This window comes from Lentilitoribacter sp. EG35 (assembly GCF_040784015.1).
Lineage (GTDB): Bacteria > Pseudomonadota > Alphaproteobacteria > Rhizobiales > Rhizobiaceae > Lentilitoribacter.
This window is the reverse complement of sequence record NZ_JBFNGQ010000002.1, coordinates 326,085-340,831: the sequence shown is the minus strand read 5'-3', so window position 1 is coordinate 340,831 and position 14,747 is coordinate 326,085. Positions and strand designations below refer to the sequence as shown.

General features: G+C 45.2%; 15 protein-coding genes. 9 read left to right on the top strand and 6 right to left on the bottom strand.

From position 1 onward, the window contains the following. Positions 1-13: 13 nt before the first annotated feature. The 7 genes from AB2J24_RS05520 to AB2J24_RS05490 all read left to right on the top strand — a co-directional run bounded on the left by AB2J24_RS05520 (position 14) and on the right by AB2J24_RS05490 (position 8,466). Positions 14-637, top strand: coding sequence for an RNA-binding protein (locus AB2J24_RS05520; RefSeq protein ID WP_367384730.1), 624 nt, complete (start codon positions 14-16; stop codon positions 635-637). Positions 638-730: 93 nt separating this feature from the next. Next, positions 731-3,307 carry a translation initiation factor IF-2 gene (gene infB / locus AB2J24_RS05515; protein ID WP_367384729.1) on the top strand — a complete coding sequence of 859 codons (2,577 nt, stop codon included), beginning with the start codon at positions 731-733 and terminating at the stop codon, positions 3,305-3,307. Positions 3,308-3,368: 61 nt separating this feature from the next. Beyond that, the gene (gene rbfA, locus AB2J24_RS05510) at positions 3,369-3,809 is read left to right on the top strand and encodes a 30S ribosome-binding factor RbfA (RefSeq protein ID WP_162654346.1); all 441 of its coding nucleotides are present in this window, start codon (positions 3,369-3,371) and stop codon (positions 3,807-3,809) included. 3 nt (positions 3,810-3,812) lie between these two features. Beyond that, a complete protein-coding gene (gene truB / locus AB2J24_RS05505; RefSeq protein WP_367384728.1) occupies positions 3,813-4,751 on the top strand; it encodes a tRNA pseudouridine(55) synthase TruB in 939 nt (312 codons plus the stop codon). A 251-nt stretch (positions 4,752-5,002) separates the two neighbouring features. Then, complete coding sequence (gene rpsO, locus AB2J24_RS05500; RefSeq protein WP_162654344.1) at positions 5,003-5,272, top strand: 30S ribosomal protein S15; 270 nt, start codon at positions 5,003-5,005, stop codon at positions 5,270-5,272. 290 nt (positions 5,273-5,562) lie between these two features. Next, positions 5,563-7,683, top strand: a complete 2,121-nt coding sequence (gene pnp, locus AB2J24_RS05495) for a polyribonucleotide nucleotidyltransferase (protein WP_367384727.1) — start codon at positions 5,563-5,565, stop codon at positions 7,681-7,683. A gap of 132 nt (positions 7,684-7,815) precedes the next feature. Next, positions 7,816-8,466, top strand: a complete 651-nt coding sequence (locus AB2J24_RS05490) for a hypothetical protein (protein ID WP_367384726.1) — start codon at positions 7,816-7,818, stop codon at positions 8,464-8,466. Positions 8,467-8,479: 13 nt separating this feature from the next. Here the strand turns inward: AB2J24_RS05490 and AB2J24_RS05485 are convergent, their stop codons facing one another. Together AB2J24_RS05485 and ppk2 are read right to left on the bottom strand one after the other, a co-directional pair. Continuing rightward, positions 8,480-8,719, bottom strand: a complete 240-nt coding sequence (locus AB2J24_RS05485) for a YdcH family protein (RefSeq protein ID WP_367384725.1) — start codon at positions 8,717-8,719, stop codon at positions 8,480-8,482. 59 nt (positions 8,720-8,778) lie between these two features. Continuing rightward, entirely contained in the window at positions 8,779-9,753 is a 975-nt protein-coding gene (ppk2, locus tag AB2J24_RS05480) for a polyphosphate kinase 2 (protein ID WP_162654340.1), read from the bottom strand. 181 nt (positions 9,754-9,934) lie between these two features. Between ppk2 and AB2J24_RS05475 the strand changes: the two genes are divergently transcribed. Beyond that, positions 9,935-10,831 carry an alpha/beta hydrolase family protein gene (locus AB2J24_RS05475; RefSeq protein WP_367384724.1) on the top strand — a complete coding sequence of 299 codons (897 nt, stop codon included), beginning with the start codon at positions 9,935-9,937 and terminating at the stop codon, positions 10,829-10,831. Between the two features lie 41 nt (positions 10,832-10,872). Here the strand turns inward: AB2J24_RS05475 and fabI are convergent, their stop codons facing one another. The 3 genes from fabI to fabA all read right to left on the bottom strand — a co-directional run bounded on the left by fabI (position 10,873) and on the right by fabA (position 13,505). Further along, a complete protein-coding gene (gene fabI, locus AB2J24_RS05470; protein WP_367384723.1) occupies positions 10,873-11,676 on the bottom strand; it encodes an enoyl-ACP reductase FabI in 804 nt (267 codons plus the stop codon). An 18-nt stretch (positions 11,677-11,694) separates the two neighbouring features. Next, positions 11,695-12,918, bottom strand: a complete 1,224-nt coding sequence (fabB, locus tag AB2J24_RS05465) for a beta-ketoacyl-ACP synthase I (RefSeq protein WP_367384722.1) — start codon at positions 12,916-12,918, stop codon at positions 11,695-11,697. A gap of 71 nt (positions 12,919-12,989) precedes the next feature. Continuing rightward, a complete protein-coding gene (gene fabA / locus AB2J24_RS05460; protein WP_162654336.1) occupies positions 12,990-13,505 on the bottom strand; it encodes a 3-hydroxyacyl-[acyl-carrier-protein] dehydratase FabA in 516 nt (171 codons plus the stop codon). A gap of 217 nt (positions 13,506-13,722) precedes the next feature. On the opposite strand from fabA, the gene irrA reads away from it, so the two are divergent. After that, positions 13,723-14,172, top strand: coding sequence for an iron response transcriptional regulator IrrA (gene irrA, locus AB2J24_RS05455; protein WP_162654469.1), 450 nt, complete (start codon positions 13,723-13,725; stop codon positions 14,170-14,172). Positions 14,173-14,196: 24 nt separating this feature from the next. Here irrA and AB2J24_RS05450 read toward each other — a convergent pair whose 3' ends face one another. Further along, positions 14,197-14,742, bottom strand: coding sequence for an SH3 domain-containing protein (locus AB2J24_RS05450; protein WP_367384720.1), 546 nt, complete (start codon positions 14,740-14,742; stop codon positions 14,197-14,199). Positions 14,743-14,747 lie beyond the last annotated feature (5 nt).

Here is a 14,747-nt window from a genome sequence, read left to right as displayed (position 1 = left end):
GTGTTGACCCAGGATGGACAATATGAACGATCGCATGTGTATCGTTACCCGAGAAAAGCTGCAGGCCGAAGAGCTTGTGCGCTTTGTTGTGGGTCCATCAGGGGAACTTGTTCCTGATTTAAAGCAAAAGTTACCTGGCCGAGGTTGCTGGGTTACTGCAAAAAAGTCTATTATTGATCAGGCAGCAAATAGAAATGTTTTTGCAAACGCATTGAAATCTAAAGTGGATGTGCCGGACAATTTATCGACATCGGTCGATATGTTGCTGACAAAGTCAACTTTAGGTATGATTGGGATGGCCCGTAAAGCAGGCCAGTTTATTACCGGATCAGCAAAAGTTGATACGGCTCTACGTAATGGCGAAGCAGTAGCAAGTTTTCATGCAACTGATGCCGCCGAAGATGGTATACGTAAGTTAAACCAAGCAAGAACATTTTACTCAAAGATGACGGAAGAAGCGATAATGCCTTCTTTTTCGTTGTTCTCGAGCGATGAAATGTCAAATGTGCTTGGCGAAGGAAATTTTATTCATGCGGCAGCCCTTGCAGGACGTGCGGGTGAAAGTGTATTGAAGCGAGCAAAGGCGCTGGCTGATTACAGAGAAATACCTATATCGGAAAAAGAAAACCAAAAATGACGAGTTTTTGATGCATTTCTTCGCGATGTGGTGTAACGGAGTGTAAAAGCTGGCAGCAGCTTGGGGTGAGACCCCAAAAGGAACGGAAGTTATATGAACGATAGTACAGACGATAAGAAAAATGAAACAGGCGCCAAAAAGACCTTAACGCTAAAGGGCGCAGGGCTTGGCCAGGGAACTGTGCGCCAGGATATAGGGCGTGGACGCTCTAAGTCTGTGGTCGTGGAAACACGTAAGCGTCGTATTTCTCGTCCTGACGAAGAAAAGCCTACAATTTCGTTGAAGCCACGTGAAAAAACACCACCGCCAGCTGCTGCTCCTGTTAAAAAAGAGCCGGCTCCATCGCCAATGCGCCCTAAACCAACTGTGCAGCAAGGTTCGCGCCTTTCTGCGAGCGAGATGGAAGCTAGACGTAAAGCGCTTGAAGGTTCACGTGTTCGAGAAGTTGAAGACCGTAAACGTGCGGAAGAAGACGCTCTTCGTCGTGCTGAGCAAGAAAAAATTCGTGCGAAAGAGGTCGAAGAGCTTGCTCGCAAACAAGCTGAAGAAGATCTAAGGCTACAAAAAGAAGCTGATGAGAAAAAACACGCAGAAGAAATAGCACGCAAAAAAGCACCTGTTGATATCGTTAGTGAAACACCTGAGGCAGGGCGTCGTAATACCGGCAAAAAAGCGGATGCTGCACCTGCAAATAAAGCTGCGCCGCGTGGTGGTAAGCCGGCACGCCCAGAGGCACCAAAACCGACACGTAACCCACGTGGTCAAGATGATCGTCGTCGCGGCAAGCTGACACTTACTTCAGCCCTTAATGATGATGGCGGGCGTTCTCGTTCACTTGCAGCGACACGTCGTCGTCAGGAAAAAATGCGCCGGGCGCAAATGGAACCGGTCGAGCGTGAAAAAATTGCACGTGAAGTGACGCTTCCTGAAACCATTACAATCCAAGAATTATCTCAGCGCATGGCTGAACGTTCTGTTGACGTTATCAAGTACCTTATGAAAGAGGGGCAGATGATGACAGCAGGCGATGTGATTGATGCGGATATGGCTGAGTTGATCGCCGGTGAATTTGGCCATACAGTTAAACGTGTGTCAGAGTCAGATATCGAAGATAAAATCTTTGATATAAAAGATGGCGATGATGACGGCAAACTCACACCACGTTCACCTGTTGTTACAATTATGGGTCACGTTGATCATGGTAAGACGTCATTGCTTGATGCATTGCGCAATGCCAATGTTGTTTCTGGTGAGGCTGGTGGTATTACCCAGCACATTGGTGCGTATCAGGTTGAGCAGGATGGTCAGAAAATTACGTTCATTGATACACCGGGTCATGCTGCCTTTACGGCAATGCGTGCACGTGGTGCTGAAGTAACTGATATTGCAATTCTTGTTGTCGCTGCCGATGATAGTGTCATGCCGCAAACGATTGAATCGATCAACCACGCGAAAGCCGCTGGTGTTCCAATCATCGTTGCAATTAACAAGATGGATAAACCGTCCGCTGATCCGCAAAAAGTTAGAACTGAGCTTTTGCAGCACGAAGTATTTGTAGAATCTATGGGTGGTGAGGTGCTTGAAGTCGAAGTATCAGCACTCAAAGGCACAAATCTTGATAAGCTACTCGAAGCAATTATCCTTCAGTCCGAGGTACTTGATCTAAAAGCCAATGCAGATCGCACGGCAGAGGGTACAGTCGTTGAAGCTAAACTAGATCGCGGTCGTGGTTCGGTTGCGACTGTTCTAGTTAGCAAGGGTACATTACATCCAGGCGAAATCATTGTTGCAGGTGATCAATGGGGTAAAGTACGTGCTCTGGTGGATGACAAAGGTGCTCATGTTAAAGAAGCTGGCCCCGCAGTTCCAGTTGAAGTGTTGGGTCTGAATGGTCCGCCACAAGCCGGTGATCGCTTTGCTGTCGTTGAAAATGAAGCAAAGGCACGTGAATATGCAGAATACCGTCAACGTCTGGCGCGTGATAAAGCGGCTGCACGTCAATCAGGTTCTCGTGGTTCACTTGAACAAATGATGACGAAACTTCAAGTTACTGGAACAAGTGAATTCCCGCTTGTTGTCAAAGGCGACGTGCAAGGTTCTATTGAAGCCATCATTGGCTCTCTTGATAAAATTAGCACAGATGAAGTCGCAGCTCGTGTCGTTCATTCTGCCGCAGGCGGTATTACAGAATCTGATGTGGCATTGGCCGAAGCATCTGAGGCGCCGATTATCGCATTTAACGTTCGTGCAAGCAGACAAGCGCGAGACGCTGCTGAAGCTGCTGGTGTTGAAATCAGATATTACAGCATCATCTATGATCTCATTGATGATGTGAAATCTGCAATGTCTGGTCTCTTGTCACCAGAACGCCGCGAAACATTCCTTGGTTACGCAGAGATATTGGAAGTCTTCAACATCACCAAATTGGGTAAAGTTGCTGGTTGCCGTATCACGGAAGGCAAGGTTGAACGTGGCTCAGGTGTACGTCTCCTTCGTGATAATGTGGTTATCCATGAAGGCAGCTTGAAAACGCTTAAGCGCTTCAAAGATGAAGTATCTGAGGTTAATTCAGGTCAAGAATGTGGTATGGCATTTGAAAACTATGAAGACATCCGTGCAAAAGATGTCATCGAGTGTTTCCGTGTCGAGCACATCGAACGCTCACTTTAATTGAGCAAGTCGATTGCGCTTTCATGGCGCAATCGCTGCACTTAAATTTTGAGAATCTAAAATGGTAAAAGCAACAACGTCAGCGCCATCGCAACGCATGTTACGCGTTGGTGAGATGGTAAGGGCTGCGGTCACTAAAATCCTGCAGCGCGATGAAATTCGCGATCCGGATGTAGAGGGTGTGGTGATTACCGTGTCCGAAGTTCGCATGTCACCGGATCTAAAGATTGCAAATGCCTATGTAAAAGCACTTGGCCAAGATGATCAGAAAAACGTACTTAAAGGGCTAAATCGCAGTGCTAAATTCGTTCGCAAACGTTTAGGACCGGAGCTCAGTCATATGAAATATATGCCTGAGGTTAGATTTCGCGATGACACGAGTTTTGATAATTATAACCGTATTGATCAACTGTTAAGTCGGCCGGAAGTTTTGCGCGATCTGGAGCAGCCTGATATTGATGAGCCGTCTAATGATGGTCAGCCCGATGATAATGAGGCATAAAACGTGGCACGACAGCGAAAGAAAAAAGGTCGTCCGGTTTCAGGTTGGATTATCTTAGACAAACCCTACGACTTTGGTTCAACAGAAGCCGTTTCAAAAATAAAATGGCTCTTCAAAGCCCAAAAAGCTGGCCATGCCGGAACGCTTGATCCGCTTGCATCAGGTATGCTGCCGCTCGCACTTGGTGAGGCAACAAAAACTGTTCCTTATGTGATGGATGGGCGTAAAATTTACCAATTTACTGTGACTTGGGGTGAGCAACGTTCGACTGATGATTTGGAAGGTGAGGTTTTAGACACTTCTGACCAGAGGCCAACAATCGAAGAGATCGAAGAGATTTTGCCGAACTATATTGGTGAAATCATGCAGGTGCCGCCACAATTTTCTGCCATTAAGATTGCTGGTGAACGCGCTTATGACAAAGCGCGTAGCGGTGAGGATGTCGATATTCCTGAGCGCGAAGTCATTATACACCGACTTACTCTGATCGATGGTTCAGATCAAAACAAAGCCACATTTGAAGTCGAATGCGGCAAAGGAACATATGTTCGGGCACTTGCACGTGATTTTGGTCAAGACTTGGATTGTTTTGGTTATGTATCAAACTTGCGCCGTACATGTGTAATGCCGTTTGGTGAAGATCAGATGATCCCGTTATCTGAGCTAACGGCACTTGAAGAGATTAAAGATGATGCCGAGCGCTTGGCACATCTTGATAGCTACCTTATTGATACAGGCGAAGCGCTTTCATCTTTACCGCATATTGCTGTTACTGATCAACAAGCCTTGCGCATAAGAAGCGGCAATCCAGTTCTCCTACGTGGTCATAATGCTCCTGTTGAAGAAGATGAAGCTTATGCCACTGAAAAGGGTCAACTGGTCGCAATTGGACAGATCACTTGTGGCGAATTTAGGCCTAAACGCGTATTCAATAATATATAGTTTCGACTTAATTAGATCAGTACAGATATAGTGCTGGCTAACTTGATGGTTTTTGCAAGGACGATCGCCATATAACTGGCCACTTTAAATAAGTTCAGTGGTGAAAAACGCTGGCTTTTTGCTATTTTTTCGACTATACGCTGCGATAGCGGGTCTAAAGATTAGTTCCGCTATTTGCATATGGCCCTCGCTGGACGATATCTCGGCGGTGGGCGACCCTGAAATCCTAAAATATAGAAAAGGATAATTCGATGTCGATTACGCCTGAACGTAAGGCTGAACTTATTGCTAAATTTGCTACTAAAGCGGGCGATACAGGTTCACCAGAAGTGCAAGTTGCGGTTCTTACAGAACGTATCTTGAACCTTACAGAACACTTCAAAGAGCACAAAAAAGACAACCATTCACGTCGTGGTCTTTTGGCTTTGGTTTCAACACGCCGTTCGCTTCTTGATTACCTCAAGAAAAAAGACGAAGCGCGTTACCAAAATCTTATTAAAGAACTTGGCCTACGTCGCTAAGATCTTGCTATTTGGCGCCCCGCTTATCGCAGGGCGTCATTTTTTTAAAAGCCCTGCATTTAGCCTTAATTCCGGTTATGCATTTGGCGATTGAAAATTTGCAGCCCAGATAAGCTGGGATGTAAAATTAACCGGTGGTCGGCTCGCGGGGCAGGATTATCAGATGCTTCACCTAATAAGAAGTTTCTTGTTGTCTTGCCCGCTGGCGCACCAAACTTAAAGATTTTGATCACACGAAAATCAAAATGCCCACGGGGCAGATCAAAATTATGTACGAAGGATAGATATAAATGTTCGATTCCCACAAAGTGGAAATAGAGTGGGGCGGTCGCCCTCTCATCTTAGAAACAGGTAAAGTTGCACGTCAGGCTGATGGTGCAGTTATGGCTACTTACGGCGAAACAGTTGTTCTTGCGACAGTCGTGTCTGCAAAGAGCGCGAAGCCAGGTCAGGATTTTTTCCCTCTGACTGTAAACTATCAGGAAAAAACATTTGCTGCTGGTAAAATCCCAGGTGGTTTTTTCAAGCGCGAAGGTCGTCCGAGTGAAAACGAAACACTGACATGTCGTTTGATCGACCGTCCGATCCGCCCGCTTTTCCCAGATGGCTACAAGAATGAAACACAAATCATTCTAACTGTTGTTCAACACGACATGGAAAATAACCCAGACGTATTGGCAATGGTTGCAGCTTCTGCAGCTCTTACAATTTCTGGCGTTCCTTTCATGGGCCCAATTGGTGGCGCGCGCGTTGGTTATATCAACGGCGAATACGTTCTAAACCCGCACATTGACGAGATGGAAGAAACTGATCTTGATCTTATGGTTGCAGGTACTCAAGATGCTGTATTGATGGTTGAATCAGAAGCTAAAGAACTAGCTGAAGATGTCATGCTTGGCGCTGTGATATTCGGTCAAAAAGGCTTCCAGCCTGTAATTGATGCAATCATCAAACTAGCTGAAGCTGCTGCAAAAGAGCCTCGTGAATTTATTCCTGAAGATCATTCTGAGCTTGAAGCAAAAATCATCAAGATTGCTGATGAGGGTCTTCGTGCTGCTTATAAAATCTCTGATAAAGCTGCACGTTATGATGCAATTGATGCGGTTAAAGCAACTGTCAAAGAAGAACTTGCACCTGCAGAGGGTGAAGAGCCAGAATACACACCAGAACAAATTGGTGCTGTGTTTAAATCGGCTCAAGCTACTGTTGTTCGTGGTGACATTCTTGAAACGAAAACGCGTATTGATGGTCGTGACCTTTCAACAGTTCGTGCGATTAATTCAGAAGTTGGTGTCTTGCCACGTACTCACGGCTCTTCCGTGTTCACGCGTGGTGAAACGCAAGCCCTTGTCGTTGCAACGTTGGGTACTGCAGAAGATGAGCAGTTTGTTGATGGCCTAACAGGTACAACAAAATCTAAATTCATGTTGCATTATAACTTCCCTCCATATTCTGTTGGTGAAGCTGGTCGTATTGGCTCCCCTGGTCGTCGTGAAATTGGTCATGGTAAATTGGCCTGGCGTGCGATTAACCCAATGATGCCATCTGCTGAACAGTTCCCTTACACAATTCGTGTTGTGTCTGAAATCACTGAATCAAATGGTTCGTCTTCAATGGCTACCGTTTGTGGTACATCATTGGCGCTGATGGATGCTGGTGTTCCATTGCAAAAACCTGTTGCTGGTATCGCAATGGGCTTGATCAAAGAAGGCGCCGACTTTGCTGTTCTTTCAGACATCTTGGGTGATGAAGATCACCTGGGTGATATGGACTTTAAAGTTGCTGGTACAGAAGCTGGTATCACATCGCTTCAAATGGATATCAAAATTGATGGCATCACAGAAGAGATCATGCAGATTGCGCTTGGTCAGGCTAAAGACGGTCGTTTGCACATCCTTGGCGAAATGGCCAATGCATTGACTGAGAGCCGTGAGCAGCTTGGTGAATTTGCACCGCGCATTGAAATGATGAACATTGCAGTTGATAAAATTCGCGATGTTATCGGCGCCGGCGGCAAAATCATTCGTGAGATTTGCGAAAAAACGGGTGCGAAAATCAACATCGAAGATGATGGTACAATCCGCATTGCATCCTCATCAGGTAAAGAGATCGAAGCTGCGAAAAAGTGGATCCACTCAATCGTTGATGAGCCAGAAGTTGGCGTAATCTACGAAGGCACTGTTGTTAAAGTTGCTGACTTTGGTGCGTTCGTAAACTTCTTTGGGCCACGTGATGGTTTGGTACACATCTCTCAGCTTGCTGCAGAGCGTGTTGCTAAAACATCTGACGTTGTTAAAGAAGGTCAAAAAGTTTTCGTTAAGTTGATGGGCTTTGATGAGCGTAAAAAAGTTCGCTTATCTATGAAAGTTGTTAATCAGGAAACGGGTGAAGAAATCAAACCTGAAGAATAGAAATATTCTGACTTAATTTTTAAAACCCCGTCTAACTGGCGGGGTTTTTTTAATTCTCTAGCCTCTTTTAAACTTGAGTGTAAATGACTAGTTTAATTTGGCATTGGATCAGATAACAACAAAGAGCTTACTATGAACGATCATTTGAAATTGAAAGATGTCCTAAACAGCCGGGTAACAAGCAAGGTTTTGGCTGATCCCATAAAGCCATTGCCTCCGTATGGCTTAGAGCGATCAGAAGTTGATGAGTGGCTTTCTTCTGCGGGGCAGGCACCATTTCACCATCAGGCGGAACGTTCTCACAAAGCTAGTTTATCGTCACCTGTCCCGTGGCGAATGTACAAGTTTGATGCTCTTAATTGTCGTGAGTTGCTTACTTACTTGAATGAGAATACCGATGCCGGGAAAATCTGCAATATGCTCGCTGCCAGCGAAGCAATGGTTCTTGCCACATGGACGCCTGATGCAGCAAACGATGATTTAAGCGAGAATATCCTATTTGAAGGCACAGAGCGCAATATGGAGCATGTGGCGGCGGCATCCGCTGCTGTTCAAAACCTTTTGTTACTCGCAACGGAAGCAGGCTGGCGCACCTATTGGTCGACAGGTGGTGTTCTTAGAACGCCTCAAATCTTTAACCGATATAATATTTCTAATTCGGAGATATTGCTCGGTGCGATTTTTATTTACCCTCAAGATGTCGGCGATGCAGAAATCCGCAAGGGTAAATTGTGCGATGCTCGTGGTAATGTTAGCGATTGGTCGCGCTGGGTTACCAACTAAAATATACGTCCTCTCAGGATGCCCAGAGCATGGTGGAAATCATATCTTTGAGTGTCATGCGTTCCTTACGCAATTGGGTTTCTCGTAATTCAGAAGCTGGCTCTATACCTGTTTCAAGACGATGTATTTCCCGATTAATCTCATGATATTGATCAGCCAGTTTCGCGAAATGGGCGTTCCCAATTTTTAGTTCATGAATTTTATCCGTTTGGGTAGGGAATTCTTCTGCGAGTTCATGTGGTACGTGAGACATATAAGCTCCTTTGATAGAGTCGATTGTTAAATTTATGATCTTTGAGCGGATGCGCTACGCTATCTCTCTCGTTTCCGTTCCGGATGCATAGTTTTGCCAAGAATATGTTCACTTCTGCCTATAACGTCCCCGCTCGATCCCACAATTAATGGGTCGGGATGGCTGATTATTCTTGTATCTTTGCCGGGATATGGCAGCGAGGCTAGAAAGTGCCGCATACAGTTGAGGCGCGCACGTTTTTTGTCGTTGGATTTAACAATTGTCCACGGTGCATCTGCGGTGTCCGTATAAAAGAACATAGCCTCTTTAGCTTCTGTGTAATCATCCCATTTGTTCAAAGACATGCGGTCGATAGGGGATAGTTTCCATTGTTTCAATGGTTCGAGTTCGCGCGATTTAAAGCGTTTTATCTGTTCGTCTTGGGTCACTGAAAACCAGTATTTGAAAAGTAATATTCCAGACCTGACCATCATACGTTCAAGTTCAGGTGCTTGGCGCATAAATTCAAGATACTCATTCGGAGTACAAAAGTTCATAACCCGTTCAACGCCACCACGATTATACCAAGACCGATCGAACAACACCATTTCACCACCTGCGGGCAAGTGATTAATGTAACGCTGAAAGTACCATTGGGACTTCTCGCGTTCAGAAGGTTTGTCGAGCGCAATAACACGTGCACCGCGAGGATTGAGGTGCTCCATAAAGCGTTTAATCGTTCCGCCTTTTCCAGCAGCATCTCTGCCCTCAAAAAGTAGAACAACCTTCTGTCCCGTCGCCTTAATCCAATCTTGAGCTTTCAATAATTCAAGTTGAAGTTCTGCTTTTTGCTTCTCATAGGTGGCAGCTTTCATTTTCCGTGTATAGGGATATTCGCCATTTTCAAACATCCGACGGATTTCGGCTTGAGTTCGCGGACGCTGCAGTTTTTTTGATTTTAGATCCTGAGAGGAAATAATTCCCTCCTTTTTAGGTTGCACCTCGACATCAACATGACCTGTTGCTCCAAAACTTTCATCTACCTGTTTGTCCATGATTACTCTCCTCTCAAATACTCTTCAATTAGTCTACGATGGGGGGCTGCATATGCCTTGATCCAGATCAATTTTTCGAATTCGACGCGGTTGACGCAAGGACCGGTAATAGTAAGCTAACCAATGAGCGTGGAGAGTTACGTCTCAATACTGAGTGGTATAGCGAAGAGGAATATTCAAAATGAACAAAATCAGTAACATCATTTTGTTGTTGGTTCTAAGCTGGTTCGCAATTTCTAGCGTCAGAGCTGATGAGAATTTAGTCTCATCAAGAGAGATATCATTTAAAATAGGAGCTCAAAGTTTGGTTGGTACATTAGTCCTGCCGACTAATATTAAAAAACCACCAATTGTTCTCATTCTGAGTGGCATGAGCGGCCTTCGCAATGGTCCACCTATTCGCGGCATGAATAGCGCTGTGTTTGAAGTACTTTCACACACTTGGGCAATGAAGGGTATTGCAAGCTTGCGAGTTAGCACGCGAGGTCGTGGCGGTTCGGAAGGTGATTTTCGAAATATGACGCTTGAAAGGCGAACAGATGAAGCGCTTGAAGCAGTGGATTGGATTGTTGCTCAAGACACTTTTGATGCTTCGTCAATAAGCGTATTGGGTCATAGTCAGGGCGCCTTGATTGCCGCTTCTGTTGCTAAAAGAAATGATATATGCCCATTGAAATCCGTTATACTGTGGGCACCCCAAATCGATGCACTTCGTACCTATCGACGCGCTATGGGCGATACGATCTTTCAGCAAGGTTTGAGCGCAAAACCAAGGGAAGTTGTCAAATGGCGAAGTGCAAGCGGTAAAGTAAGAGCTTTTCGATCTGACTTTTATAAAACACTCTCAAATTTTCATGCTGGCGAGGATCTAAAAAATTTTCCTGGCCGCGTTTTGATCGTTACAGGTCAGAGGGATCATACATCTCCAACTGGCAGTGCAAAGGTGTTCAACAGCTTTGTCAGAAACCTCACATTTATGGAGTTTGATGTTGGCCATAGAATGGGAGCATCACTAGGTCTGCAAGAATTTAACGAAGTGTCAGAAGCAACGCTGAATTGGCTCGATACAAATCACTAAGTATAAAAAGGGTCGCTTTCGCGACCTCAAATTATAATTCACTATTTCGAATCCAGCTCGTTTAATGTATCAAGCGTTGGCATTGATGTGACGTGATAGCCGGAATCGACCATATGTACTTCACCTGTGACACCATAGGACATATCTGACAGCAGATAGAGCGCCGATTGCCCCACATGATTGATGTCAATTGAACGTCGAAGCGGTGCGTTTTTTTGCTGCCATGTGTACATTGCACGAGCATCGCCAATTCCGGCGCCGGCGAGTGTGCGAACAGGACCGGCAGAGATTGCATTTACACGAATGCCACGCGGACCATAATCTGACGCAAGGTAGCGAACGCTCGCCTCAAGGGCAGCTTTTGCGACACCCATAACGTTATAGTTCGGCATAACGCGGGTTGAGCCGGCATACGTCAGGGTGATCATCGATCCGCCATCATTCATCATGTCTGCCGCACGTTTGGCAACTTCAGTAAATGAGAAGCAAGAAATAACCATTGTTTTGGAAAAATTCTCGCGACTTGTATCTGCATAAAGCCCTTTAAGTTCATTGCGGTCGGAAAATCCAATTGCATGAACAATGAAATCTATGCTGCCCCATTTATCTTTGAGTGTGTCAAAAACAGCATTAACAGTTTCTAAATCTTCGACATCACACGGAAGAAGAATGTCAGAGTCGACGGATTCAGCAAGTGGTTTAACACGTTTTCCAAACGCTTCGCCTTGGTAGGTAAAAGCAAGTTCAGCACCTGCATCACGCAGTGCTTTTGCTATTCCCCAAGCGATCGAATGATCGTTTGCAACGCCCATAATAAGGCCGCGTTTACCTTTCATATCAATCATATCGTTCCCCTGAGCGAATTAACCGTTATAGCGCTGGAATGCTAACGTTGCGTTTGTACCACCAAAGCCAAATGAATTGGAAATAGCGGTATCAAATTTAGCACCATCAATACGTTTACGAACGATTGGCATGCCCTCAAACTCTGGATCAAGCTCTTCGATATGCGCGCTTTCGCCAATGAAGCCTGCATTCATCATGAGCAATGAATAAATAGCTTCTTGTACGCCTGTTGCACCCAGTGAGTGACCAGTCAAAGATTTTGTCGACTGAATATGTGGGACATTATCGCCGAATACTTCTTTGATAGCACCGATTTCCTTGACGTCACCAACACCTGTTGATGTGCCATGTGTGTTGATATAATCGACCGGATTATCAACGGTCGATAGCGCCATCTTCATAGAACGTACAGCACCTTCTCCAGATGGGGCAACCATGTCGAAACCATCAGACGTTGCGCCATAACCAACGATCTCACCATAGATTTTAGCGCCACGAGCTTTAGCATGCTCCAATTCTTCAAGAACCACCATGCCTGCACCGCCGGCAATAACAAACCCATCACGATTAGCATCATAAGCGCGCGATGCTTTTGAAGCATTGTCATTATGTTTCGATGACATCGCACCCATAGCGTCAAACAGATTGGACATTGTCCAATGTAGGTCTTCGTGTCCACCCGCAAATACAACATCCTGCTTGCCCCATTGAATAAGTTCGGCTGCATTGCCAATACAGTGCGCGGATGTCGAACAGGCTGATGAAATGGAATAGTTCACGCCGTGGATCTTAAACCACGTGGCAAGTGTGGCTGATGTCGTTGAACTCATGGCTTTTGGAACTGCAAATGGTCCAATGCGTTTTGGGCTGCCTTTTTCGACGGTTGTAAGTGCTGACTGGTAAACCGTATCGGTATCTGCACCACCGGAACCTGCAACAATGCCTGTACGCACATTTGTAATGTCGGATTGTTCGAGGCCGGAATCGTCGATAGCTTCTTGCATTGCAAGATGGCTCCAAGCGCCAGCACGAGATAAAAATCTCATGGCGCGACGGTCAACTAGCGGTGCCGGATCAGCCAGATTAGGTTCACCCCAAGCGCGGCTGCGGAAGCCTTTTTCAGAAAAGCTCTCGGAAAATGTAATGCCGGATTTTGCATCGCGGAGCGATTCGCGAACCTCGTCTTTACCTGTACCAATGGAGGATATAATCCCCATACCTGTTACAACAACTCGTCTCATCTATATCCCTTCCTTCGGGTGGCTCTAGAATTAATATCGAGCCAGATTAATTCATAATTCCAGGTCAGTGCTTATTTGTTGTCCTGAAAGAGGCCAACGCGTAAATCTTTCGCAAGGAAAGCAACTTCACCATCTGCCTTTACCCAACCATCAGCAATACCAAGTACAAGGCGGCCACGCATAACGCGTTTAAAGTCGATTCCATATTCGACGACTTTTGTTTCCGGTGTGACCATGCCTTTAAATTTAACTTCGCCAGTTGATATCGCGCGACCTTTGCCAGGCTCGCCTAGCCAGCCTAAATAAAAACCCGTCAATTGCCATAGCGCATCAAGTCCCAAGCAGCCTGGCATCACCGGATCACCTTCAAAGTGACAAGGAAAAAACCAAAGGTCCGGATTGATATCAAACTCAGCGCGGATGACACCTTTGCCATGCTCACCACCAGTTTCAGAAATCTCTGTGATGCGATTGACCATCAACATTGGTGGCAAAGGTAATTGTGCATTTCCCTCGCCAAACATTTTGCCGTGGCTACAGGTTAGAATTTCTTCATACGTAAAACTCGATTGCCGATCTTCAGTCAAAAACTTATCTCCCCTTATGCCACGTCTGTTGGCATCTTTTCGTCAATTCACCTAATTTACTTCAATATGAATCTATATAAACCTCAAATAGCGGATCATGAGAAAGGAAACTAGTACTCTTTCAAGGAATTTGGTGTTTATTGGAGACTATTGCAAGCTAATCCCATAAAAGTTATATGATATGAAGATGTGACTTTGAACTTGGACAGTAAGAATGATGCTTGAAGATGCAAAATTAGATATTTCTGAAGTAGATTGTGAGCAAAATCGTGCTTCAGCAGATCGATTGCGTGCAGTTGGTTTAAGACCAACCCGCCAGCGTGTTGCACTTGCCCAACTTGTTTTTGAACGTGGTGATCGTCACTTGACCGCCGAAGCCTTGCAAGATGATGCGCTAAAAAGCGGTGTGTCTTGTTCGTTAGCAACGATTTATAACACGCTGCATCAGTTTACGGATGCTGGTATGTTGCGTGTTTTATCTCTTGATTCCAATAAAACATATTTTGATACAAATGTTTCTGATCATCATCATTTTATTGTTGAAGGTTCGGAAGAGGTTTTTGATATTGAAACGGACGAGTTGAGTGTAACTGGTTTACCGGACATTCCTGAGGGAATGGAAATTGCCAATGTAGATGTAATTGTCCGGCTTCGCCCGAAAAAATAAGCCGATAAAAACTTATCAAAACTATTATTTAAACGCTTCGCCAGGATAAGCGCCCCAAAGTTCGCTTTGCGAAACCCATCCCTGTATATTTTCAACACGTATTTCGCACCAATCTCCGGTACATTGTTCGATTTTTGTAACAACACCAGGCTCAAGCTTTGCAGATATAGTACTGTTTTGGGTGGCTTTTTTGTATACGTTGATATGTGATGCTTCTACCTTGGTTCTCATCCAAGGCGCAGCGACAGCACTTCTTTCACCGCTCAACAGTGAGTGAAAAACCCACCCCTCAGTTCCGTCGAGATCTCGTACACGGCGCCAATTATCATATTCTTGCACAATTTCCATCGGGATACCCGCTCTTGTGTAAAGCCACGATACCTTGTAATTTTGCCCTGGGCCAACGCGCATATTCACGCGCTTTGCTTTTAAGCTAACAAAACGCGGTATTGGTAAGCCGCTTGCACCTTTAGTTGTGCTTTGCGCTATGCTATCAAAAGGCAATAATAATGTTACCAACCCGAGGGTTAAAGAAAAAACGAAGCTGAATAAACGAGTTTTTGTTGTCATTATGT